This is a genomic window from Pseudomonas sp. BLCC-B112 (assembly GCF_028550695.1).
Lineage (GTDB): Bacteria > Pseudomonadota > Gammaproteobacteria > Pseudomonadales > Pseudomonadaceae > Aquipseudomonas > Aquipseudomonas danubii.
Genome location: NZ_JAQQGK010000013.1, coordinates 112,653 through 135,719, shown reverse-complemented (window position 1 = coordinate 135,719; position 23,067 = coordinate 112,653). Strand labels below are relative to the sequence as shown.

Annotated in this window: 23 protein-coding genes and 2 pseudogenes; 11 read left to right on the top strand and 14 right to left on the bottom strand. The window is 62.2% G+C overall.

Features of this window, described 5'->3' with window-relative positions; translation table 11 throughout:
* Window positions 1–164: 164 nt before the first annotated feature.
* On the bottom strand, window positions 165–1,268 hold the full coding sequence (locus tag PQT43_RS28135; RefSeq protein ID WP_272755268.1) for a polyamine ABC transporter substrate-binding protein: 1,104 nt from the start codon (window positions 1,266–1,268) through the stop codon (window positions 165–167).
* Window positions 1,269–1,406: 138 nt separating this feature from the next.
* On the opposite strand from PQT43_RS28135, the gene PQT43_RS28130 reads away from it, so the two are divergent.
* The 3 genes from PQT43_RS28130 to PQT43_RS28120 all read left to right on the top strand — a co-directional run bounded on the left by PQT43_RS28130 (window position 1,407) and on the right by PQT43_RS28120 (window position 3,547).
* The gene (locus PQT43_RS28130; RefSeq protein ID WP_102863385.1) at window positions 1,407–2,192 is read left to right on the top strand and encodes a response regulator transcription factor; all 786 of its coding nucleotides are present in this window, start codon (window positions 1,407–1,409) and stop codon (window positions 2,190–2,192) included.
* A gap of 133 nt (window positions 2,193–2,325) precedes the next feature.
* Window positions 2,326–2,736: a hypothetical protein gene (locus tag PQT43_RS28125; protein ID WP_148049756.1), complete on the top strand. Its 411-nt coding sequence runs from the start codon at window positions 2,326–2,328 to the stop codon at window positions 2,734–2,736.
* A gap of 28 nt (window positions 2,737–2,764) precedes the next feature.
* Window positions 2,765–3,547, top strand: coding sequence for a DUF4253 domain-containing protein (locus PQT43_RS28120; RefSeq protein ID WP_272755266.1), 783 nt, complete (start codon window positions 2,765–2,767; stop codon window positions 3,545–3,547).
* Here the strand turns inward: PQT43_RS28120 and PQT43_RS28115 are convergent.
* Window positions 3,535–3,648 (bottom strand): annotated as a pseudogene (locus PQT43_RS28115) (GNAT family N-acetyltransferase); the annotation flags it as partial. The gene PQT43_RS28120 and the pseudogene PQT43_RS28115 sit on opposite strands and share 13 nt — an antisense overlap.
* A gap of 110 nt (window positions 3,649–3,758) precedes the next feature.
* Entirely contained in the window at window positions 3,759–5,162 is a 1,404-nt protein-coding gene (pdxR, locus tag PQT43_RS28110; RefSeq protein ID WP_272755264.1) for a MocR-like pyridoxine biosynthesis transcription factor PdxR, read from the bottom strand.
* A gap of 87 nt (window positions 5,163–5,249) precedes the next feature.
* Between pdxR and PQT43_RS28105 the strand changes: the two genes are divergently transcribed.
* The 3 genes from PQT43_RS28105 to PQT43_RS28095 are packed head-to-tail and all read left to right on the top strand — an operon-like array spanning window position 5,250 to window position 6,773.
* Entirely contained in the window at window positions 5,250–5,696 is a 447-nt protein-coding gene (locus PQT43_RS28105) for a GNAT family N-acetyltransferase (RefSeq protein ID WP_272755262.1), read from the top strand.
* Window positions 5,693–6,313: an FMN-dependent NADH-azoreductase gene (locus PQT43_RS28100; RefSeq protein WP_272755261.1), complete on the top strand. Its 621-nt coding sequence runs from the start codon at window positions 5,693–5,695 to the stop codon at window positions 6,311–6,313. The genes PQT43_RS28105 and PQT43_RS28100 overlap by 4 nt, the downstream gene beginning before the upstream one ends.
* Before the next feature lie 28 nt (window positions 6,314–6,341).
* Window positions 6,342–6,773 (top strand): carboxymuconolactone decarboxylase family protein, encoded by a 432-nt coding sequence (locus tag PQT43_RS28095; RefSeq protein WP_170003927.1) that lies wholly within the window; start codon window positions 6,342–6,344, stop codon window positions 6,771–6,773.
* Between the two features lie 122 nt (window positions 6,774–6,895).
* On the opposite strand, the gene PQT43_RS28090 is transcribed toward PQT43_RS28095, so the two are convergent.
* Window positions 6,896–7,483 (bottom strand): TetR/AcrR family transcriptional regulator, encoded by a 588-nt coding sequence (locus PQT43_RS28090; RefSeq protein WP_180988380.1) that lies wholly within the window; start codon window positions 7,481–7,483, stop codon window positions 6,896–6,898.
* A gap of 149 nt (window positions 7,484–7,632) precedes the next feature.
* On the opposite strand from PQT43_RS28090, the gene PQT43_RS28085 reads away from it, so the two are divergent.
* The 4 genes and pseudogenes from PQT43_RS28085 to PQT43_RS28070 all read left to right on the top strand — a co-directional run bounded on the left by PQT43_RS28085 (window position 7,633) and on the right by PQT43_RS28070 (window position 10,947).
* A complete protein-coding gene (locus tag PQT43_RS28085; RefSeq protein ID WP_110653326.1) occupies window positions 7,633–8,733 on the top strand; it encodes an alkene reductase in 1,101 nt (366 codons plus the stop codon).
* A 54-nt stretch (window positions 8,734–8,787) separates the two neighbouring features.
* A complete protein-coding gene (locus PQT43_RS28080; protein ID WP_253085664.1) occupies window positions 8,788–9,576 on the top strand; it encodes an SDR family NAD(P)-dependent oxidoreductase in 789 nt (262 codons plus the stop codon).
* Between the two features lie 75 nt (window positions 9,577–9,651).
* A pseudogene (locus tag PQT43_RS28075) lies at window positions 9,652–9,876 on the top strand (alpha/beta fold hydrolase); the annotation flags it as partial.
* A 72-nt stretch (window positions 9,877–9,948) separates the two neighbouring features.
* A complete protein-coding gene (locus PQT43_RS28070) occupies window positions 9,949–10,947 on the top strand; it encodes an NADP-dependent oxidoreductase (protein WP_272755259.1) in 999 nt (332 codons plus the stop codon).
* Window positions 10,948–11,139: 192 nt separating this feature from the next.
* Here the strand turns inward: PQT43_RS28070 and PQT43_RS28065 are convergent, their stop codons facing one another.
* The 7 genes from PQT43_RS28065 to PQT43_RS28035 form a co-directional block, all read right to left on the bottom strand.
* The gene (locus PQT43_RS28065; RefSeq protein WP_258379777.1) at window positions 11,140–11,529 is read right to left on the bottom strand and encodes a hypothetical protein; all 390 of its coding nucleotides are present in this window, start codon (window positions 11,527–11,529) and stop codon (window positions 11,140–11,142) included.
* Between the two features lie 130 nt (window positions 11,530–11,659).
* Window positions 11,660–12,265, bottom strand: a complete 606-nt coding sequence (locus tag PQT43_RS28060) for a LysE family translocator (protein ID WP_267268307.1) — start codon at window positions 12,263–12,265, stop codon at window positions 11,660–11,662.
* A gap of 65 nt (window positions 12,266–12,330) precedes the next feature.
* Window positions 12,331–13,827 (bottom strand): efflux transporter outer membrane subunit, encoded by a 1,497-nt coding sequence (locus tag PQT43_RS28055; protein WP_272755258.1) that lies wholly within the window; start codon window positions 13,825–13,827, stop codon window positions 12,331–12,333.
* An 11-nt stretch (window positions 13,828–13,838) separates the two neighbouring features.
* Window positions 13,839–14,957 (bottom strand): ABC transporter permease, encoded by a 1,119-nt coding sequence (locus tag PQT43_RS28050; protein ID WP_115580177.1) that lies wholly within the window; start codon window positions 14,955–14,957, stop codon window positions 13,839–13,841.
* 4 nt (window positions 14,958–14,961) lie between these two features.
* Window positions 14,962–16,110: an ABC transporter permease gene (locus tag PQT43_RS28045; RefSeq protein ID WP_019093651.1), complete on the bottom strand. Its 1,149-nt coding sequence runs from the start codon at window positions 16,108–16,110 to the stop codon at window positions 14,962–14,964.
* Between the two features lie 3 nt (window positions 16,111–16,113).
* On the bottom strand, window positions 16,114–17,883 hold the full coding sequence (locus PQT43_RS28040) for an ATP-binding cassette domain-containing protein (protein WP_253085668.1): 1,770 nt from the start codon (window positions 17,881–17,883) through the stop codon (window positions 16,114–16,116).
* Entirely contained in the window at window positions 17,880–18,893 is a 1,014-nt protein-coding gene (locus PQT43_RS28035) for an HlyD family efflux transporter periplasmic adaptor subunit (RefSeq protein ID WP_272755253.1), read from the bottom strand. Before PQT43_RS28035 ends, PQT43_RS28040 begins: the two co-directional genes overlap by 4 nt.
* A gap of 111 nt (window positions 18,894–19,004) precedes the next feature.
* On the opposite strand from PQT43_RS28035, the gene PQT43_RS28030 reads away from it, so the two are divergent.
* Complete coding sequence (locus PQT43_RS28030; protein WP_180988573.1) at window positions 19,005–19,640, top strand: TetR/AcrR family transcriptional regulator; 636 nt, start codon at window positions 19,005–19,007, stop codon at window positions 19,638–19,640.
* Window positions 19,641–19,645: 5 nt separating this feature from the next.
* Here PQT43_RS28030 and PQT43_RS28025 read toward each other — a convergent pair whose 3' ends face one another.
* From PQT43_RS28025 to pltE, 3 genes are read right to left on the bottom strand one after another with little or no spacing between them, the layout of a single operon-like run.
* Entirely contained in the window at window positions 19,646–20,428 is a 783-nt protein-coding gene (locus PQT43_RS28025) for a thioesterase II family protein (protein ID WP_272755251.1), read from the bottom strand.
* A gap of 3 nt (window positions 20,429–20,431) precedes the next feature.
* A complete protein-coding gene (gene pltF, locus PQT43_RS28020; protein ID WP_253085671.1) occupies window positions 20,432–21,928 on the bottom strand; it encodes an L-proline--[L-prolyl-carrier protein] ligase in 1,497 nt (498 codons plus the stop codon).
* Entirely contained in the window at window positions 21,925–23,067 is a 1,143-nt protein-coding gene (gene pltE, locus PQT43_RS28015) for an L-prolyl-[peptidyl-carrier protein] dehydrogenase (RefSeq protein WP_253085672.1), read from the bottom strand. The genes pltF and pltE overlap by 4 nt, the downstream gene beginning before the upstream one ends.

Below are 23,067 nucleotides of genomic sequence, written 5' to 3'. Positions count from 1 at the left end.
ACTGTGCTCCTCTTGGATCAGGTATTGAATGGACACAGGCGCATACCGCCATGCGGGAAAGTTAATTTCCCGCATGACGAATACATTTCAACGAATGTTTTAAATAATGAGCCCGCACTCGCTATAAAACGTGCATGGCGCAGGAGAGGAAGAGTCAAACCCGATCAGATACTGCTCTTCACCTTGGTCCAGACCCGCGTCCGGATGCGCTCCAACTTCAATGGCAGCGGTTCAAGCGGAACCAGTGTTGCGACGGTTGCCTTGTCTGGATATATCCATGGGTTATCGCGCAACTTCTGCTGGACAAACTCGGTGGCATCCTTATTGGCATTAGGATACAGCGTGTGATTTGACGTTTTGGCAATCACTTCCGGACGCATCATGTAATTGATAAACGCCAGGCCTTCTTTTGGGTGAGGCGCGTCTTTGAGCAGCACCAGGTTTTCCGACCAGACCAACGCACCTTCGCGAGGCAGGCTGTAGCTGATCGTGCGTCCGGTATTGGCACTTTCGTTGGCAGCCTGCGCCGCCAGGGCACCATTGGCCCAGCCCACCACGACGCAAATGTTGCCGCCCGCCAAGTCAGTGTCAATTCTGGAGGAATCGAAATAAACGATATAAGGCCGGATCTTCAACAGCAGTTCCTGAGCCTTCTGGTAATCATCCGGGTTCTTGCTATTGCTGGGGAGCCCAAGGTAATTCAAGGCAATCGAAATGATCTCGCTGGGCGAATCAAGCATGGCCACACCGCAAGACTTGAGCTTGCTGATGTTCTCTTCCTTGAAGATCAAGTCCCAACTATCGACTGGCGCATGATCACCCAATGCCGCTTTGACTTTATCCACGTCATAGCCAATGCCGGTGGTGCCCCACAAATAAGGCACAGCGTAGCGATTGCCTGGGTCGTTGACCGCAAGTTGGGCCAGGATGGCCGGGTCGACGTGGGACAGGTTACTCAGTTGGGCAGGGTCCAGCGGCTGCAGCACCCCCGCCTTGATCAGGCTGGGCAACACGTTGGAGGTTGCCACCACCACGTCATAGCCTGTGCGCCCGGCCATGACCTTGCTCTGCATGATCTCGGCGCTGTCGAAGGCATCCATGTGAATCCGGGTGCCCGTGGCCTGTTCAAACTCTTTTGGCGTTTCCGGAGCGAGCAGCCCGAACCAGTTGTACAGGTACATCCCTGGCTCTACTGCACCTGCGGATGTACTGATTCCGGCGCAGAGCAACGCGACCGAAAAAACGGTTCGCAAAGGTGATTTTCTCATGCAACATCCCTGTCTAGACGACGTGCCCTCATGGCTGTCGTAAACCTTGAAGGCGAATATACCGAGCCTTGGGCAATAGTAAATACCTACGATTACTTACCTTTTACCTACGACTCCCTAACCCTAAAGGGGTAGAAAATGCCACTCGACCTGCATAGCCTGGCTTGGCACCGCTCGATTGGAAAACTGATCATGCAGCTGAACCGTCCAGACTTCTGGAGTTCGCTTATTCGTACACTCAATGAATATGTGCAGATCGATAACTGGGTCGTGCTGATCTTCAGCAATCAACAAGTACAAGTGGTCAGTCTTCCCGAAGTAGCCGATGTGGAAGAGGTGGATGCGTTTATTCACCTGTATGTAAAGGGGCTATATCTGCTGGACCCCTTTTATATCGCCAATCGAGAAAACCCGCAGAGCGGATTCTTTCACCTGCTGGATATTGCGCCGGAGTACTTTCGGGAAACCGAGTACTACCACAAGTACTTTGCGCAATACATTTCTGTCGATGAAGTGCAATACAACATCCAGCTCGATGCCGATAGAACCCTGTGCATCTCCATTGGCAGCGGCGTGCACTTCAATCAAGAACAGATCACGATGCTGGATCTGATCAAGCCGTGGGTCACTGCGTTGATGCATCAGCGCATGTGCTTTGAAACGGATGTCGAGAAAAACCTCAGCGCCCCGCCGCAATGGCCCGAAACCATTAGCCAGCTAGGCACGCAAATAACCACCCGCGAGAGCGATGTACTCAGGCTGTTGCTCAGTGGCTTTTCCAACAAGGAGATCGCTGGCAAACTTTCCCTCTCGGCAGAGACGATAAAGGTTCACCGTCGCAACATTTACGCCAAGCTGAACATCAAGTCGCAATCCGAACTCTTCGCTCGATTCTTCATGCCAAAACAGGATGTTCTCTCTTGACGCTATCGACCTCGATGACGATCCCTGCCGGGAAACCGTAAGCAAACCACTGCATAGCCTGGATGCCTCACGAACCCCGCATCCCATCAGCAACACCCTCCAACCCCCTCTCAACACGGATGTAGAACACCCCATGTTTAAAGCCATTCTCTTCGGCCTGCTCTCCTGCGCCCTGGTGCTGCCTGTTTTCGGGCTGGTCATTGCACAGTTTCTCCCGCCTGCGTTCGTTGCCCTTGGCGAACCGGGTTGGAAACAACAGCACAATCAACTGGTCAGCCTGCATAGCGTTCAATGGCTGACGGTGCTGAGCTGGGCCCTCATGGCAGGGCTGGGGGGATTTGTCAGCACCCGGACCCACGCGACCCGCTCCTTGCGTCCCGCCATCTGGGTCGGGGTCATCATTTTGTTGGTGTGGGGCGTTCCCGTGGGGATCTTCTCCTTAAGCCAAATAAGCTGGGTGCATATCAGCTGCTGCCTGGCCATCATGCCGGCGGTGCTGGCAGGTGGTGCGCTGGCGCGCAGAAAAGCTGAATCATTGACCTGAACATCAACCCTAAGCAGGTAGCACTTCGATGGATATGCAATTTCGCGGTAACGCAATGCCTGGCAACCCCGCTGCCGGCACCTGCGATGAGTACAGCCTGAGCGGCATTTCCAGCCTGGATGAGCTGATCGACGCCTACCGCCAGATCGCCGGCAACCACCCAGGCTTCAGGCCCCTCTTCTCGCTGGATGATCTGCCCCAGGCTCGCTACACCTGCGGGCATGCCCGCAACAACCTGGGACTGGACGAGGCCTCGGAACAGGACATTGCCCAGTTACCTGCCGAATGCTTCGAACAGGGCGAATACCTGGGCTATTCCACCACCAAAGCCGAGTTCGCAATCTGCTTGCGCAACTTCACCGAGCTGGTGGCCGGCAGCTCGTTCGAAGATGCTTGCGCCCACGGCCTGACCCTTGACCAGCCCGCCCTGCAGGAATGGATGGACTATCAGGACAATCCGGTTTCACTGCTCGACCAGCCTCTCTCGGCGCTCCTGGTTCCGGTCGAGCATGCCTGCCAGGCACTGGCTGCGTTTCCCAACGGCTATTTCAGTTGCGACCTGGGCCCCGCGCAAAACTATGCGCTAGCGCGCCATTTTGCCCAGGCCCACGGTTATGAATTGATGGGGGTTGGCGCGTCTTACCTCGGTTTCCTGCGTGCAGCGCCTGCCGACCTGCACGTCGCCAACGCCGTGGCGAAGGATTTTTGTGCGCTCTACAACACCCCTGATGAGAACCGGCAAGCGGTGATTTCAGCGGTCGTCCAGGCGATCCGCGAGCGGACACACCTGTGGCTGCGCTACGTGGAATGACGCTCGGCTCTGGCCTGCTCCAGAGCGGCGTTCACCAAGCGTTTGCCAACGCCGCGACGCCGCCACAGCGGCGCAACGAACAGCACCGCCACATGCGTTCCATTTTCAAGCTCAGAAAAAAGTGCTCCATCGCGAAGAGGTCCCGGCGGGACTGTTGCGACTCAAACCTTGCTGCGGGCCATTTCTCGCCAGTAACAATCAGCTCCCTTCTTCACTGGATGACTTGCGCCAAGCGCAGCGCCAGCGTCGATGCCTGTTCGGCACTGGCAACGTTGGTGAAGCCCATCCCCAGACCCTGCCTGGACTGGGCTTCCAGGTACCACTGTGACAGCGGCTCAACCGCGATGCCCACCGCCCGGGCGCGCTGGGCGAGCTCGACATCATTCCCTTGCCCAAGACCGGCGACCAAGTGCATGCCGCCTGCTTGAGGGTTTATCTGTAAACCCTCGGCAAACTGTTGATGCAACGCATCGATCAGCCATTGACGGCGTCGCGCGTAGAGGCCGCGCATTTTATTTAGATGCCGTGCGAAGTGACCCTCGTTGAGGAAGGCGGTGACGGTCGCTTGAAGTAGATGCGGGCAGTGATTGTGCAGACGATCCGCCTGGCGGGCGAACGCTGGGGTCTGTTCGGCGGGCACCACCAGGTAGGCCAGGCGCAGCCCTGGAAACAGGACTTTGCTGAAGGTGCCGGTGTAGAGCACGCGGCCCTGCTGGTCGAGGCTCTTGAGGGCGGGCAAGGGTTTGCCTTGGTAGCGGAACTCACTGTCGTAATCGTCCTCGATGATCCAGCTCCCCTGGCGCTTGGCCCAGTCCAGCAGGGCCAGGCGCCGCGGCAGGGACAGCGACACCCCCAGCGGGCTCTGGTGGGTTGGCGTGACCACGGCAAAGCCCGCCTCTGGGGCGCGGGCGATGCCTTGAGCGACGTCCAGGCCCTGATCGTCCACGGGCACCGGCACCAACTGTGCGCCGGCTTCCAGCAGCGCGTTCCTGGCCATGAAGTAGCCGGGCTCTTCCAGCCAGCAGGTGGCGCCCGGGCCCATCAGCGTGTGGCTGATCAGGTCGAGGCAGGCGCGGTAGCCGGCGCAGACGAAAATCTGCTGCGGATGACAGGTGATCCCCCGGGAAATCCCCAGGTAGGACGCGATGGCTGCGCGCAACGGTGCATAGCCCTGCGCGTCCGGGTAGACGAGACCTTCCAAGCCCGTCTGGCGCAGTTGCCGGCCCGCCAGTCGCGTCCAGAGCTTGCGCGGAAAAGCGTCCAGCGCTGGCAGGCCCATTTGCAGTGCCAAGGGCGATGTGCCGGCATGGGTGGCCTGGTAGGTCGTTGCAGCCACTGGGACGCGCTGCACGGGCGCGCAAACCGGCGCCAGTTGCGGGGTGACAATGGTCCCGGCGGCCCCGCGAGCAGTCAGGTAGCCCTCGCCTATCAGCAGTTGATAGGCCGCTTCCACAGTGCCTCGCGCCAGGTTCAGCTCCGCCGCCAAGGCGCGAACGGCAGGCACGCGGTCTCCCGGACGCAGGCGGCCATCGGCAATCGACTCGCGAAACCGCTGGTAAAGCTGGCGATAGATCGGCGCCGTCTGGCTGCGGTCCAATTCGAAAGGAGGGATCATGGCCTAGTCATTTATGCATTTTTTGGCCCTGTAGCTTAAGCCATTGACCTTCTACAGTGGGTCATCTCTTTGCAGCGGATGACGACCATGCCCTACCCCCTTCAACACCTCGACAGCGAAGCGGCCCTGGCGGCCAGTTTCGACTTGATGCGTGTCTTGCGCCCGCACCTCACCAGCCCGGCGGCCTATGTCGCCCAAGTGGCCCGGCAAACCGAGCAGGGCTATCGCTTGCTCGCCGCGTGGGACGCTGAGCGCATCGTCGGCCTGGCAGGCTACCGCGAGCTGGAAAACCTGCTCTACGGGCGTTTCATCTACGTCGATGACCTGGTCGTGAGCCCGGAGCTTCAGCGCAGCGGCTTGGGAGCGCGGCTGTTGAGCGCGGTGCGGGATGAGGCCGTGCAGCGTCAATGCGAGCACTTGGTCCTGGATACCGGCCTGCATATGCCCCTGGCCCAACGCTTCTATTTCCGTCAGGGGTTGCTGGCCCGTGGCATGCACTTAACCCAGCGACTTCAGGGTGGGGAGCCGGCATGAACAACCTGCTGCTGATCAACGCCAGTCCCCACGGCCAGGTTTCCCATGGCCACCAGCTGGCACTGGAACTGGTGAGCTCCCTGCGCCAACGCTATCCACACCTGGAACGGGTCGAGCGCGATCTGGGGGCCAATCCGTTGCCGCCGCTGGGCATGGACTACGCCCACGCCCTGACCACCGCCACGCCCTTCGACGCGCCACTGTTCGAGGTATCCGAAGAGCTGATTCGTGAGCTGGAACGCTGCGATGCCCTGCTGATTGCCACGCCCATGCACAACTTCACCCTGCCGGCCGCGCTCAAGCTGTGGATCGACTACGTGCTGCGCATTCACCGGACCTTCAGCTCCGGCCCGGAGGGCAAGGTCGGGCTATTGAAGGACCGCCCGGTGCATGTCCTGGTCAGTTCCGGCGGTTTTCACCAGGGCGAACGGGCACGCCAACCGGACTTTCTGACGCCTTACCTGCGCCAGGTGCTGAACACCCTCGGCCTGTTCGACCTGCAGTTCACCTATCTGCAGGGCTTGGTGTTCGGTGAAGAGGCCGTGCGTGCAACCCTCGACGAAGCCCGCAGCGCACTGTCCTTGCAGCCACTGTTCAACCCCCTCGTTTGTGCCTGATCACTTTTTTCCCTATCGGAGTTTCACCATGAGCCAACTCAGACTGCCCTTTGCCACTTTGTCGCCGGCTGCCTATCAAGGCCTGCTCGCCACCAACACCGCCCTGGTCGCCAGCCCCCTGGGCTTGCCCCTGGTGGAACTGGTGTTTTTGCGCGTGTCGCAGATCAACGGCTGCTCGTTCTGCCTGGGCAAGCACTCGCAGACCCTGCGTGAATGTGGAGTCGCCCAGGAAAAGCTGGATTGCCTCGCCGGCTGGCGCGTCAGCGAACTGTTCAACGACCGCGAGCGCGCCGCCCTGGCCTGGACCGAGACCCTCACCTACGTTCACGACAAGGGCGCACCCGACGCGCTGTACGATCCCCTGAAAGCGCACTTCAGTGACGTCGAAATTTCCGATCTGACGTTGGCCGTGTCCTTGATGAATGCCTTTAACCGACTGGCGGTGGGCATGAAGCTCTAAGAGCAAGCAGAGCACAGCAGCCTCAATGGTTCAGCCGTTAACCGTTCGCGCGGGTGAGTCCACCGCCGGGGCTGCTGCGGGTGCTGGTGCGCCACACCACTATCGGCTTGAATCGTCGCCCTTCACGCCGGCTGGTCTTTATCAACCGGCAACGAAGCAAACATCTCAGCGCGGCACACCTCAAGAATCTCATCCGCCAGCGCTGAATCATCCGGGCAGGCACGGGACAAAATAATCGCACCGACCGCACGCGACAGCAGGTCGATCATTTTCTGCCTGCCCTCACCCGGTGCGGCATCCGGCCGGGTCGGATACTTGTCCCCCAGGGTTTTCAGGGTGTGCTCGATCCCTTCGGCAAACCTCGCTTTCACATCATCCGATTGACGCGCCGCGTCGCCACCCAATGCGGCCATGGTGCAACCGCCGCCACGTTCGTCGCGGTGTTCTCGGGTCACATAGACGTCGATGAAGCCAGGCACATCGAGCGCTTGCAGGCCAGCCAGCGACTTGGCAAGGCTGCAGGCCGAGGCCTCGGCCATGAGATCGGCCTTCGAACCGAAATGCTTGTAGAAACCTCCATGGGTGAAACCGGCCGCTGCCATGAGGTCCGACACCCCCACACCGTCGAAGCCGCGCTCACGGAACAACTCAGAAGCCGTTTCAACGATGTGCTCTCGATTGGCCTGCGCCTGGGCCTTGCTCACTCTCACCTGCAATACCTCCTATGCATCGGAAAATCATGGGGCCGATCATACATAGATGTCGACCATAATCAAAACCGTTGACAGCTTAGATTTCGATCATCATCCTAATTGCACGCACCACCGACCTCCACCCACGGGCACGCAAGAGACACCAGATGACCGATCAGAACCTGTTCACCCCTTACACCCTCGGCGCCCTCGCGCTGTCGAACCGCATCGTCCTCGCGCCACTGACCCGCAACCGCGCCGGCGCAGGCTCTGTTCCCAGCGAATTCGCCGCCACCTATTACAGCCAACGCGCTAGCGCCGGCTTGCTGATCAGCGAAGCCACGCAGATTTCCCAACAGGGCCAGGGCTATCAGGACACCCCCGGGATCTACACCCAGGCGCAGATTGAGGGCTGGCGCACCGTGACCGACGCCGTGCACGCCAAGGGCGCAAAGATCTTTGCGCAACTGTGGCATGTCGGCCGCGTGTCCCACGTTGACCTGCAAGAAAACGGCGCCGCCCCCGTGGCCCCTTCCGCGTTGCGCGCGGCCACCCAGGTGTTCGTCAATAACCGCTTTGAAGACGCCAGCGCGCCGCGCGCACTGGACATCAGCGAACTGCCGGGGATAGTCACCGACTTCCGCCAGGCCGCGGCAAACGCCATTGCTGCCGGGTTTGACGGCGTGGAAATTCACGGCGCGAACGGCTACTTGCTGGATCAGTTCCTCAAGGACAGCGCCAACGTGCGCACCGATGCTTACGGCGGCTCGATTGAAAACCGTGCGCGCCTGTTGCTCGAAGTCACCGCTGCCGTGATCAATGAAATCGGCGCAGATCGCACCGGGGTGCGCTTGTCGCCGGTGTCGCCGGCCAACGGTGTCTCCAGCAGCAATGCGCAGGCGCAATTCGATTACCTCGTCGATCAACTCGACGCCCTCGGCGTGGTTTACCTGCACATGGTCGAAGGCGCGACCGGTGGCCCGCGTGACGTGGCGCCATTGGATTTCGCCGCCCTGCGCCAGCGCTTCAAAAACACCTACATCGCCAACAACGGCTATGACCTGGAGCTGGCGACCTCGCGGCTCGCCGAAGACCAGGCCGATCTGATCGCCTTCGGTCGCCCGTTCATTGCTAACCCGGATCTGGTGGAGCGCCTGCAAAGCGGTGCGCCGCTGTCCGCCTTCAATCCCGCCACGCTCTATGGCGGCGGCGCGACGGGCTATATCGACTACCCGACCTTGGCCGAGTCGGGCACCCGCGCCAACTGAGCCCTACCCGCTCACACCAACTGTCTGTCCCTTTCCTGAAAGAGAGATCCCCCCATGAACACTCGCCCTACCGTTCTCATCACCGGCGCCTCCAGCGGCATTGGCGCCACCTACGCCGAGCGCTTTGCACAACGCGGCCACGACCTGGTGCTGGTCGCCCGCGATCAGGCGCGCCTGGACGCACTGGCCGCCAAGCTACGAGACGAACACCAGGTCGCCATTGATGTCATGGTCGCGGACCTGACCCAGCCCGGCGATCTGACGGCGGTGGAAGCCCGCCTGCGCGACGACGCCCGGATCGGCATCCTGGTCAACAACGCCGGCGCCGCGCTGTCCGGCCGCTTCACCGAGCAAAACGCTGATCACATGGCGCAACTGGTGGCCCTCAACACCACGGCGCTGGTACGCCTGTCCAGGGCCATCGCCCCGCGTCTGGCCGAAGCAGGCGCCGGCGCGATCATCAACATCGGTTCGGTGGTGAGCCTGGCACCGGAGTTCGGCATGTCGGTCTATGGCGCCACCAAGGCCTTCGTGTTGTTCCTGTCCCAGGGCCTGAGCCTGGAGCTGTCGCCCCTGGGCGTGTACGTGCAAGCCGTGCTACCGGCGGCCACCCGCACGGAAATCTGGGACCGCTCCGGCATCGACATCAACACCCTGGACGAAATCATGGAAGTGGGCGATCTGGTGGACGCCGCACTGGTCGGCTTTGATCGGCGCGAAGCGGTGACCATCCCGCCGCTGCAACAGGCACAGCCCTGGGATGATCTGCAGAACGCGCGTCAGGCCCTGCTCGGGCAGGTCCGCCAGTCCGAGGTTGCCCAGCGTTACCAGTCCCAACAGTGATCTTCAGGTAGCGAGCTTTCGCGGCGGATTCGCGGCAGGTACTGCGACGAATCCGGTCCGCTGTTCGGAGTAGCAATGAACCCAACACAGACAACTCTCCCCCCGGCTTTGCAGACGTCGTTCATCAACGCGGCGAACCAGTCGGTCACGGTCAGGGGCATTCCCTTCGCCTATCGCGATACCGGTACCGCGGGCGGCGTGCCCCTGGTGCTGTTCAACCATTGGGGCGCGGTGCTGGACAACTTCGACCCGGCCATCATCGATGGGCTGGCACAGACCCGGGCATTGACGTTCCTTGATGACTGACAGCACCTGGCCGCAACCGCAACAGAACACCCCCTACTGACGCCAACCCAACAGAGCCGCACCCCCATGAAGGCATTTTCAATTGATCGCTACGGCAAGAACAGCGGACGCCTGAGCGAAGTCCCCACGCCCGAGGTGGGGCCCCACGATGTATTGATCGAGGTTCATGCCAGCAGCGTCAACCTGCTGGATTCGAAAATCCGCCAGGGCGAATTCAAGCTGATCCTGCCTTATAAATTGCCGCTGATATTGGGCAATGACCTGGCAGGGGTCGTGGTCGAAGTCGGCCCGCAAGTGCGGCGTTTCAAACCCGGCGATGCCGTTTATGCTCGCCCGCCGCAAACGCGGATCGGCACCTTTGCCCAATGGATCGCTGTGCATCAGGACGCGGTCGCTCTCAAGCCGGCCAACATCGACATGGCGCAAGCCGCGTCCATTCCCCTGGTGGCCCTGACTGCCTGGCAAGTGCTGGTGGAAACCGCGCAACTGAAAAAAGGCCAGAAAGTGCTGATCCATGCAGGCTCAGGCGGCGTCGGCACCCTGGCCATCCAATTTGCCAAGCACCTTGGCGCCTTTGTCGCGACCACCACCAGCACGGGGAATGTCCAATGGGTCAAAGCGCTGGGGGCCGATCAGGTGATCGACTACACGCAGCAGCACTTCGAAGACGTCCTGCACGGCTACGACGTGGTGCTCAACAGCCTCGGCGACGACGTGCTGAAGAAATCACTCCAGGTGCTCAAGCCCGGTGGCCAGCTGATTTCCATCTCCGGGCCACCCACGGTGCAATTCGCCCAGGAGCAAGGGCTGGCCTGGCCGTTGCAGCAGGTCATGCGCCTCTTGAGCTTCGGTATCCGGCGCAAGGCGCGCCAGCGGGATGTCCGCTACGCCTTTGTGTTCATGCGAGCCGATGGCGCCCAACTGCAACAGATCACCGCGCTGATCGAGGCCGGCATCATCAAGCCCGTGGTTGACCGCAGCTTCAGTTTCGAATCGACGGCAGAGGCCTTGCAGTACGTCGAGCAGGGACGAGCCAAGGGCAAGGTGGTGATCAAGATCAAATGACCACAGCGCCTACCGATGACCCGACTGAATCGACGACAGCCCCTGAACCCGACGAGGCAACGCCAGCGCAGGCGCCGGACAAACCTGCACCGCAAGTGCCGGCGGATGCTGTTGCGCCGCCACAGATCCTTTGGCGCCGCTTGATGCTGGAGCCGTAGGTCCGTCGGCTTTTCTGGCGACAACCCAGGCCGGCTAAACCTCGGCCGACGCCCCCTCATCGGCTTCGTGCAGAATCCGTTCAAGCGCCGGCCGCGTCCACTTTTCCCAAGGCAACTCATCCTGCCCATCCCCCGGGTGACGATACTCTCCGGCATCAAACGCGAGGTAGATGGAAAAGGCCGGCTCGGGCATGTCAGCGTTCAAGGACAGATCAACCATGTCACTGAACAAGGTATTCATGACCGCATCACCGTAATGAAAGTCGCGCCGCCCCTCGATAAAGAGCCGGGCCACCGCCATGGCGACTTGATTGAAAAGAGCACACCGGTCTATCTGCATCCCGTCATACAGACGATTCAGGTCATGGCAGGCGTCGCTTTCGATCGCTTCCAGCACCTTGTAAAGCTCGGCTTCACTCAACATCCTCTGCATCCACTGGCCCACCGTTTGTCCGGGAGGCGCAGATTAACATCCGCCAAACGCCCTGTTCATCGGATCAAGGCCACCGAGGAGGACCGGCAAGCCTGGGCGCTGAAAGCCGCGGCAAAAACACCTACACCGCACGAACCACGGTGTAAGTGAGGGTGGCGGAAAACAGCGCCAGAACGACGGCGGTGCCCCGGGAAAACAGCGGTCCAGAAACCCGCCCCAGGTATTCGGCTCGAATGCCCGCCCCCAGCGAGACCCAGAGCAAGGCTATTGGCGCAAGTGCCAGGAAGAAAGCGCTTAATGACGGCAGGAAATCCCCCAGGCTGGCGAATGAGCTGGCCGGGAAGATCACACTGGCGAAGATCAGCCCCTTGGGGTTGAGCAAGGTCGCAATCAACAGGTGCCGTGGCCAGCTCTCAAAGCGCTCGGTGTGCTGGGCTCCGGTGGTGGAGGTCTTCCAGGTCTTCAAGGCCAGCGCCGCGATGTACAAGGCGCACAGCAGCTTGATCAGGTGGATCAGCCACGGGTAGTCGTGGGACAGCAGCACAAGCCCCCAGCCCCAGGTGCAGATCGAAACGGTGTAGCCGAGCATTTCGATCAACACCAGTGGCAGCGAGCGCAACACGCCGAACTTGAAGCCCGAGGCCAGCAGCAAGGTGTTTGAGGGCCCCGGCACTACCAGTATCAGGGACGAAAAAAGCGCGATCTTGTAGAGGTCATCCATTTGCATGGCTTCCTATTCCGTTAGGAAAGTGGGTCTGTGGGGAGTGCTGCCAGAGGCAGCGTTTCAGGGGCTCAGGTGGAATGCCCGCCCATGGATTTGTAAATGCTGATCAGGTGAGTACGCAGTTGACTGTCGCTATTGACCAGGTCGCGCTGCGCCTCCAGCACGGTGCGCTGGGCTTCCAGTTCCTCCAGGTAGCTGGCCTCCCCGGCCGCGTACCGGACGCGGGTCCACTCATAGGTGCGGGCCTTGCTGTCATAGCTGTCCTTAAGGTGCGCGGCACGCTGGTATTCGTTGTGGTAGCGGCTCATCGCATCGTCCACTTCCTGCCAGGCTGCCAGTACGGTCCGGTGAAATGCCACGGCCGCCTCTTGCTGTTCGAGTGTGCGCAGGACCACGGTCTTGCTGCGCCGCCCACGGTCGAACAGCGGCAGGTCCAGGCGCGGCCCTACCGACCAGGTGCGGCTGCTCCAGTCGGCAAACTGGCCGCTCTTGTAGGATTCGAAGCCGAAGTCGGCCCCCAGCATCACGCTCGGGTACAGTTCGGCCTCGGCCACTCCGATGCCCGCCGTCGCCCGGTGCAAGCGGGCCTGGGCCGCGCGGATGTCCGGACGCTCCCGGGCCAGGTCGCCAGGCAGGCCCAGCTGCAGGTTGGGCAGCGGGCGGCTCAAGGCATTATCAGGCCGCTCCGCGAGCAAGGTTTCCAGGGCTCCGGGATGCTCCCCCAGCAACAGCGCGATACGGTTGCCCGCCTGGGTGTGCAGCGCCTTCCAACCCGGTATCTGTGCATGCAGCGAGGCCAGCCGTGCCTCTTGGCGTTCCACCGCGAACCCGTCTTCCTCGCCCTCCCGGGCCTGGACGGCAACCACTTGCAGGTGCGCGGCCAGGATCTGTGCCTCCTGCTCCAGAAGACGGGTCTGGCGCTGTGCGGTACGCACTTCGAAGTAGTTTCGCGCCAGCTCGCTGGAGACACTGAGCAACACGTCGTCCAGGGTCGCGGCCGCACCATCGACCTCGGCCTGGGCGGCTTCACCCAGGCGTGACACCCGCCCCCAGAGATCCAGCTCCCATGAAACGTCGAACCCGGCCTGGTACAGGCTATAAGGGTCGGTAAGCACCTTTTCCAGGGCATCACTGTCGCTGCCCAAGGCTTCAAGCATTCGATTGTTCGGCGCGTACCGGCTTTGCCGGTTTCGCGAAGCCGCCGCGGAAAAGGACACTTCGGGCGTTTCCAGGGAAGCGACTATCTGGCGTTGCAAGCGCACCTGGGCAAACCGCAGCAAGGCCGTGTGCAGGTCCGGGCTGCCTTCGCGCACCTGGGCCTGCAGCTGGTCCAGCACCGGGTCGCCAAACACCTGCCACCAGTTGCCGTCTGCGGTGTGCGAGGTGGTCGCCGGGGCTTTGCCCGGCACCGAAGATGCTGGCGGGCCACTGTGCCAATCCGTCCAGCGTTCCGGGCTAGGTACTGCCGGTGCCTTGAAATCGGGCCCGACGGTGCAGGCGGTGATGGCCAGCAGCATGGCCAGCGTCAGCCCATTACGCAGGTATCCAGAGTGAGTAGTTTTCATGACGTTCCTTATCACACCAATCGATTGCGAAACAGCCACGCAGCCAGCGGCAGGGTCACCAGCGCAACGGCAAACATGGGCACCAGGTTCCAGGACACATCCGCCAGCGTTGCCCCCTCCAGGTAGATCCTCCTGACCAGGTCGATGGCAAAGCGCAGCGGATCGAGATAGGTCAGCAGTTGCAGGGCCTCGGGCATGCTGTGCACCGGGGTGATCAGGCCGGAGAGCAGGATCAGCGGCATCATCAGCACGAAGGTGTACACCATGGCCTGCTGCATGTTGGCCGACAGCGCCGAGATCGACAGCCCGATGCCCACGCAGGCGCTGGTGAAGACGAACAGCCCCAGGTACAGGTCCAGCACGGAGCCGATCATGGGGATCTTGAACCAGAACAGGCCGATGAGGAGGATCAGGCTGGACTGCAAAAGACCGATCAGTACCGACGGCAGTGCCTTGCCCAGCAGGATCACGAAAGGCGTCAGCGGAGTCACCAGCAACTGGTCGAAGGTGCCCTGCTCGCGCTCCCTGGCTACCGACAACGCCGCCAGCATCAGGGTCTGGATCATGCTCAGCGCGGCGATCAGGCCCGGCACTATGTTCCAGCGGGTTTGCAGGTTGGGGTTGAACCAGGCACGGGTCTCCAGGCGTATCGGCGCGTTGTCCACCGCCAGGAACTGCTGGTTGAAGTCAGCCACCAGGTTGGCGATATGCCCGGCCGCCATTCCCGCGGTCGTCGAGTTGCGCCCATCCAGGATCAACTGCAAGCCGGCGTTTTCATGCCGGCTCAGGCGCTCGTCGAAGTCTGCGGCGATATGCAGCACCAGCAAGGCACTGCCCCGGTCGATCACCGGGGCGATCTCATCGACGCTGGTCAGGGTCGACACTCGGGCAAATACCCCGGAGGCATCGAAGCGTGCCAAAAGCTCTGTCGAAGCGCGCCCCTGGCTCTGATCCAGCACGGCATAAGGCACGTAGTTCAGGTCGTAGGTGGCGCCGTAGCCGAACAGCAATGACTGGACGATCGCCGGGGCAATCAGGATCACCCGGTTGGCCGGGTCCTTGACGATGGCCAGGAACTCCTTCTGAAACAGGAACAGCAACTCGCGTAGGAAATTCATCAGTTTGTCCATGGCTTCAATCCAGCTTCTTGCGGGTGCACAGGCGTGCAGCGTTCAACAGGAACACGGCGTAGGCCGCGAGGATTGCGAGGTTCTTGGCGATCAATGGCCAGTTGTTGCCAGCCAGGAACAGGGTCTTGACCAGTTCCATGAAGTAAGTCGCCGGCAGGATCGAGCCCACCACGCGGATGAACGTCGGCACATTGCGCAGATCGAAGAGGAACCCCGAGAGCATCAGCGCCGGCAGGAAGCTGAAGATGATCGCGATCTGGCTGGCCAGGAACTGGTTGCGTGTCTTCGCCGAAATCAGCAGGCCAATGCCCAGGGTGACCAGCAGGTAGAGCATGGAGCTCAGCAGCAGGAGCACCAGCGAACCCTGGATCGGTACCTCGAACAGCAACCGCGCCGAAACCAGGCACATCACCAGGCCCAGCAGGCCCACCAGGAAATAGGGAATGATCTTGGCCAGGAGTATTTCGATCGACCTGACCGGGGTGACGAACAGTGATTCGAGCGTGCCCCGCTCCCACTCCCGGGCCAGTACCAGAGAGGTCAGGAAGGCACCCACCAGGGTCATGATCAGGGCGATGAGCCCGGGCACCAGGTACCAGGTACTGCTGTTGGCGGCGTTGAACCACATGCGTTCGACGACCAGCACCCGACCGGCCGACTGGGGCTGCCGGGAGCGATCGAACTGCTGCTGTTGCCAGACATTCAGCGCGCCCCTGACATAGCGTCCAAGGGTCGCCGCGCTGTTGGCATCTGCGCCATGCAGGAGCAATTGCAAGCGCGCATCCTGCTGTTCGAGGCGCCTGGAAAAATCCGCCGGCACGCGAACGATGCCATCGACCCGACGCTTGTCCATCAGCGCTTGGGCCTCGGCCATGCTGGTCACCTGGACCACCGAGAAGTAGTCCGAACTCGCAAGCTTCGCCACCACGCTGCGGGCGCTGGGGGAGCTGTCTTCCAGGACCACGGCCAGCGGCGTGTTGCGAATGTCCAGGGACAGGCCGTAGCCAAATATCAGGATCAGTACGATGGGCAGGACAATGCCTATCGCCAGGTTGCTCTTGTCACGCATCAATTGGCGCAACTCCTTTCGGGTGAGCGCAATGAGCCTGCGCCTGAACCCTGAGGCGGATCGATTGGAGTCAGTCATGGTCATTCCTCACTGCACCGGGGCGCTGGCCTGGGCCCGAGCACGCTCGACCACGGCAATGAAGGCGCTGTTCATGTCGGCAAGCGACTCGCTGCCCTGGTGGCGTACCTGTTCCGGAGTGCCCAGGGCCAGCAGCCGTCCGGCATCCTGGATGACGATACGGTCGCAGTACTCGGCCTCTTCCATGAAGTGGGTGGTGATCACGATCGTCGTGCCGCTTTGCGCCAGGGCGGTGATACGGCGCCAGAACGCCCGGCGGGCCAAGGGGTCGATACCGCTGGTGGGTTCGTCGAGAAACAGGATCTGCGGCTCGTGCAGCAGCGCGACCGCCATGGCCAGGCGCTGCTTGTAGCCACCGGGCAGCTCGCCGCTGCGCAGGTGCTTGTGTTCGTCGAGGTCGAACTGTTCGAGCATCAACGCCACCCGCGCTTTCAGCTTCGCGCCGTGCAGGCCATAGGCGCCGCCGAAGAAGCGCAGGTTCTCCAGGGCCGACAGGTTCGCGTACAGGGCGAACTTCTGCGAGACGTAGCCGATCTTGCGCCGCGCCGCCGCCCGTGCGGTGCGCAGGTTGACGCCAGCCACCTCAAGGTGCCCGCTGGAGGCGGGAAGCAAACCGCAAAGCATGCGAAACGTGGTGGTCTTGCCGGCTCCGTTGGGGCCCAGCAAGCCGAATATCTCGCCCTTCAACACCTCGAACGAGGTGCTGGCAACCGCGGTGAAGTCCCCGAACTTGCGCACCAGGTCGCGGACCTCGATGACCACCGCACGCCCAGAGGCAACGTCGCCCTGGCCGTCGCTGGCGGGCACCTGCGCCGGCTCGTCCAGGCTTGCAACGCTGCCAACCTGTTGCCGGAGCAACACCATGAAGCCATCTTCGAGGCGGGCCTCCAGCGCCTGGGGAGAGGCCTGGCCAGCCAGGGATGGAATGGCCTGCAGAGGCACCTGGGCACTGCGGATAAAGCGAACCATGCCGCCTTCGGGCACGGCATCGATGATGTGTTGATTGTCGTCAAGCAAGCGCGCCTGCAACAGCCTGGCCGGGGTGCCGGCCTCGGGGCCGACGCCATAGCACAGGCCCTGCGCCAGATGGCACAACTGCGCCGGTGGCCCCTGGGCGATCAGCCGCCCCTGGTACAGCACAAAGACCTGGGCGCAACGCTGGGCCTCGTCCATGTAGGCAGTGCTGATCAGCACCGTGAGGTTTTCCTGCTCGATCAGTTGTTCGATGATGCTCCACAGTTCCCGCCGCGACAGCGGATCCACCCCCACGGTGGGCTCGTCCAGCAGCAACAGTTGCGGTGAACGGACCAGGGTACAGGCCAGCCCCAGTTTCTGTTTCATGCCGCCGGAAAGCTGTCCGGCCAGCCGGTCGCGAAAACGCGTCAGGTCCATCATCTGCAGCAACCGGGAAAAACGCTCCTCGCGCTGCTGGGCGCGCACGCCATGCAGGTCGGCGTAGAGTTCGAGGTTTTCCTGGATCGTCAGGTCTTCGTACAGGCCGAACTTCTGCGGCATGTAGCTGATGAGGTCCTGCACCTGCTGCGGATCTGCGGCGACGTCCAGCCCCAGCACCTTCAACAGCCCTTCGTCGGCCTTGAGCAAGCCGGCAATCATCCGCAACAGGGTGGTTTTTCCGGCCCCGTCCGGCCCCACCAGGGCACTCAACTTGCCACTGGGCACCTCCAGAGAAACCTGCTCCAGAGCCAACTGCTCTCGCGTTCCACTGCGAAAGCGCTTGACCAGTTCAACAGCCTGAACCGTTACCGCTGGCGCACTCATGGCGTGGCCCCGGCCACCGGTGCCTGGTCAAGGTAGACGGTCGCCGGCATACCGAGCCGCAGGCGATCGTCAGGGTCCTTGACCAGCACCCGGATCTCGTAGACCAGGCTGGTGCGCAGGTCTTCCGTTTCCACCGACTTGGGGGTGAATTCGGCAACCGAGGAGATGTAGCCGACTTTGCCGTCGATGGCCTGGTCAGGAAAGCTGTCGGTGTAGACCCGCGCCCTCTGGTCCGCACGTATGTGGCCCAACTGACGTTCGTTGACATAGGCCCGTACCCACTTGGGGTCGGTCAGGGCCAGGGCAAACACCGGGCGCTGCGGCGAGGCCATATCCCCCGGCTCCAGCAAGCGCGTGCGGATCCGGGCCTGGGTCGGCGCCTTGAGCTGAGCGCGCGCCAGGTAATGTTCCAGCAGGTCCAGGTCGGCCCTGGAGGCTTGCAGGTCGGCCGTGGCCTGGGCGATGTCTTCATTGCGTGGGCCGATCTTGGCCAGGGTCCAGGATTCGCGCTGCTCCTGCGACTGGGCCTTGGCCACTTGCAAGCGGGCGGCTGCCTGGTCCAGGCGTTGCTGGCTGACGCCCTTGCCCTGGGTGTCGTCCGCGATCCTGCGCAGGCGCTGCATGTGCAGTTGAGCCAGCTGCATTTGCGCCTGGGCGGCATCAAAACGTGCCTTGGACTGCTCGACCTCTTGAGGCCGTGTGCCATTTTTCAAGCGCAGCAGCGCCTGTTCCTGGGCGCCGATCCTGGCCTTGGAGCGATTTATTTCCAGGCGCAGTGCGCGTGTGTCGAGTTCCGCCAGGACCTGGCCTGGCTGCACCAGGTCGCCCTCTTCGGCATACAGCGCGGCGATTCGCTCACTGCCGTCGAACGCCAGGGACACCTGGCGAATGTCGACGTTGCCATGGAGCTTGAGGTGGTCGTTCTGCTTCTCGGGGCGAAGGAGAAACCAGGAAACACCCGCTGTGGCCACCAGCAGTACGGCAACCCCTACAATCAACTGCTTCTTCATCCATGAGTCCTTTGTTTGCCAAGGCCTAATTAAAATTCAATTTGAATTTAAATTAGAAAATAACAGATACTGGCCATGAAGCAACCCCCCGCTCAGACCACGAGGAACGTCATGAACACGCGACGCAGAACCAGCAGAAGCGACGGCGAACACACTAAAATCCGCATTCTCGATGTGGCTGCCCGCCTGTTTGCCCAGCATGGCTATGCCAACACTGCGAGCAAGCTCATCTGTGAAGAAGCCGGCGCCGACCTCGCCGCCATCAACTACCACTTCGGTAGCCGGGAAGCCCTGTACAAGGCGGTGCTGATCGAGGGACACAAGCAACTGGTGAGCTTCGAAGCCCTGTCGCAGCTGGCGCAAAGCGAAGAGCCGGCGCTGATCAAGCTCGATAGCTTCATCGATGCCATCGTCACCCGGGTGCTCGATGAGCAGAGCTGGCAAAGCAAAGTCTGTGCACGGGAAATACTGGCGCCCACTGTCCATTTCACCAGCCTTGTGCAAGAAGAAGTGATGCCCAAATTCCGTCTGCTGGAAGCGCTCATCAGCGAGATCACCGGCTTTCCGATCGGTGACCCGGCGCTGGCGCGTTGCACCATCAGCATCATCGCGCCCTGCCTGATGCTGGCGGTGATAGATCGCCAGCAGCCCAGCCCGCTGCAAGCCGTCCTGCAACACGACGCCAACGCCCTGAAAGCCCACTTCAAGCTGTTCGCCAGGTCCGGCCTCGCGGCCATTGCCCAATAGTCGGCTCACACCGCCAGACTGCCAGGCTGATTGTGCAGGGCGCTGCCCAGCGCTGTTTTGACCCGCGACATGACCTGGGCGTTGAGAAAGAAATGGCCACCGGCAAACACGAACTGCTCGAAGCCGCCCAGGGTGTAGCGCCGCCACTGCTGCATCTGCGCAGGCGGCGCAATCAGGTCCTGGGCGCCGCTCAGGCACATCATGCGGGTGTCCAGCGGCTGCGGCTGGGCACCGGCGTAGGAGTAGACCATTTGTATGTCGGCCTGAATGATGGGCAGGTACATCTGCATCAGGTCCTCCTCGGCCAGCACCACCGCCGGCACGCCCCCCATGGCCTGCAGCGCGGCGATGGCCTGCTCTGCCGGCAGCTGGTGCAGCGGTGCTACCCGTTGCCGCACATGGGGCGCAACCATGCCCGAGAGCATCAATTGCTGCGGCATCGGCAACCGCCGCTCCTGCAGCACTCCGGCGACCGCAAAGGCCAGCAAGGCGCCCATGCTGTGGCCGAAGAAACAGCAGGGGATGTCATCGCCAAACTGCTCCAGGCAGTCGGCCACGTCATTGGCCGCCGCCTGCATGTCGCTGTAGCAGGCTTCCTGGCTGCGACCCTCGCGGCCCGGCAGTTGCAAGGCATACAGGTCGACCTGGTCGTACAGGGGCAGGAACCAGCGATGAAAGACCGAGGCCCCGCTCCCGGCATAAGGAAAGGTGAACAAGCGCATCTTGCCCCGAGGCCGGCTGGCATAGGGAAACCAGGCGTCCTTGGCCGCGCGTGATGGAGTTCCCATGGGTCAGCCCTCCACCTGCCTGGCCAGGGCGAAGCGATCGACCTTGCCATTGGCGTTGCGTGGCAGTGCGTCCAGGCACAGCACTTTGTCGATGATCATGTAGCGAGGCAGGCGCTGGGCGCAGTGGCGCTTGAGGTCGATCAGCGAAAGAGCGTCCCGGGTGCGAGCGACCAGCACACCCCACAACTGCGCGTTCATCCCCTCCCCGACCACCAGCACGGCGGCCTCGCTGACCTGGGGATGGGCCAGCAGCGCGGCTTCGACTTCCCCGCGCTCGATCCGGTTGCCACGCACCTTGAGCATGTCGTCACGACGCCCCAGGTATTCGTAGTTGCCGTCAGGCCGCTGCCTGACCATATCGCCGGTCTTGTAGGGCCCCTCCTGAGCCGGCTTGGCGAAATAGCCCAGCATGACCGTAGGCCCCTGCACCACCAGCTCACCTTCTTCACCCACTGCGCAGCGGCTGCCGTCAGGCTTTTGCGCCCACACCTGGTTGCCGGAGGCGGCCGTGCCGATGGGCACCGGAAGCACGCGCTCGGGATCGATGGCGCCGACCTCGAATGCGGTGCACACATTGGTTTCCGTGGGGCCGAAGAGATTGGCCAGACGCACATCGGCATAGGCCGCGCGCAGGTCACGCAGGTGCTTGATCGGAAAAGGCTCGCCGGCGAACAGCAGCACCCGCAGGGTGTCCTGGATATCGCTGAGCAAGTCGCCGTCTTGCATCATCATCATGAGTACCGAGGGCACCGAGTACCAGATGCTGATTTCGTGCTGGCGGATGAAGTCGGTCAGCAGCCGCGGCGAGAACGCGATCGACTCGGGAACCAGGCACACCGTCGCGCCCACATTGAGCGCGCAGTAGATGTCCAGGACCGACAGGTCGAAATGCAGGGGGGCATGGTTGGCGAAACGCTCGCCAGGCTGGAAGCAATAGCGCTCGCACGCCCAGTCGACGAAGGCCAGGGCATTGCCGTGGCTGAGCGCAACCCCTTTGGGCACGCCGGTGGACCCGGAGGTGTAGAGGATGTAGGCCAGATCGTCCGGCTGGATGGCCAGCGTCGGCACTAGGCTGGAGCCGGTATCGATGTTGCGCCAGTAGCCGGCGCTGGCCGGGTCGTCCAGGACCACGCTGCGCACCTGGGCAAGCGCAGAGCCGGCGAGTTCTTCCAGGCGTGCCGCGGTGCAGAGGACCAGCACGGCCTGGGAATCCCCGGCGATCTTTTCCAGGCGCGACACCGGGCTCAGAGGGTCCACCGGCACATACACCACCCCCAGCCGCAGGGCCGCCTGCATGACCGCCACCAGGTCCACCGACTTGTGCGCCCAGAGCAGGATCCGCTGCCCCTGCCCGACCCCCAGGGCACAGAGCATTGCCACGAATTCCCGGGTCCTGAGCTCCAGTGCCTCGTAGCTCAAGGCATCCTGCTCATCCACCACCGCCGTCTGCCGCGGGTAGCGGGCAAGGCTGTGCATCATCCGTTCATGGAGCAGCTTCATAGCTTCAGCTCCCGGGCAATGATCTCGTGCTGCATGTCGCTGGTGCCGGAAAAGATCGTAGTGCCGATGGAATCGCGCAGCATCGCCTCGATCCCGAAAGACTCCAGGCAGCCCCGGCCGCCAAAAATCCTCACCGCATCGATGCTCGATGCCAGCGCCCCCTCACTGATGGCCAGTTTCGACAGGGCAATGTTGAGCTGCCCCGGATCGCCCTGGTCCATGCCCCAACACGCCCGGAACAGCAGCAACCGCGCCGACTCCAGGCGCAGCTTCATTTGCGCGATACGGTGCGAAACCGCCTGGTTGTCGCCAATCGGCTTGCCAAACTGGCGCCGGGTGCGCGCATGCTCGATGGTCTGTTCCAGTTGCCGCTCCATCATCCCCAGGAACGCTGCGAACAGGCAGGCACGCTCCCAGCCCATGGAGCTCTGGAACACCTGCCGGCCCTGCCCCTCCTCACCCAGGCGGTTGACCTCAGGAACCAAGCAATCGTCAAAGAACACTTCACCCGCGGGGCAGCTTCTCAGGCATACCTTGTCCAGGGGCTCACTGACCCTGAGCCCCGCACTGCTGCGGTGGACGATAAAACCGCTGACCCCCAGGGCACCGTACTCGGGCTGGGTGGTGGCATAGGTCACGAAGATGTCGGCAATCGGCGCATTGCCGGCAAAGCTCTTGTGGCCGTCAAGGCGATAACTGCCATCGGCCTGGGGCCAGGCACGGCTCTTCAAATTGCTAGAGTCGGAGCCGGCCTCGGGTTCGGTGATCGCGTTGGAGCCGATGAATTCACCGCTGGCGAGTTTGGGCAACACATCGCGTTTGGTTTCCGGTGTTGCGAACTCGACGATCGGCATCGCACAGGCAAACTGGTGGGCCGCCGCCGCGAACACCAGGCCCATGTCTGTGCAACCCAGGCCAAAGGCGTGCATGGCAATGGCCGTCGACAGTGCACCCAGGCCCTGGCCACCGTATTCCCGGGGAATCGACAGCCCCAGCAATCCGGCCTCGCCGCAGATCGCCCATTGCCGGGCAGTGAAATACCGCGAGTGTTCATTGCCACAGGCCGCCAGTTGCTCGGCACACACCTGGGCGATCATGGCCGCATGTTTTTTCTGGGTATCGTCGTAGTTGAAGTCCAT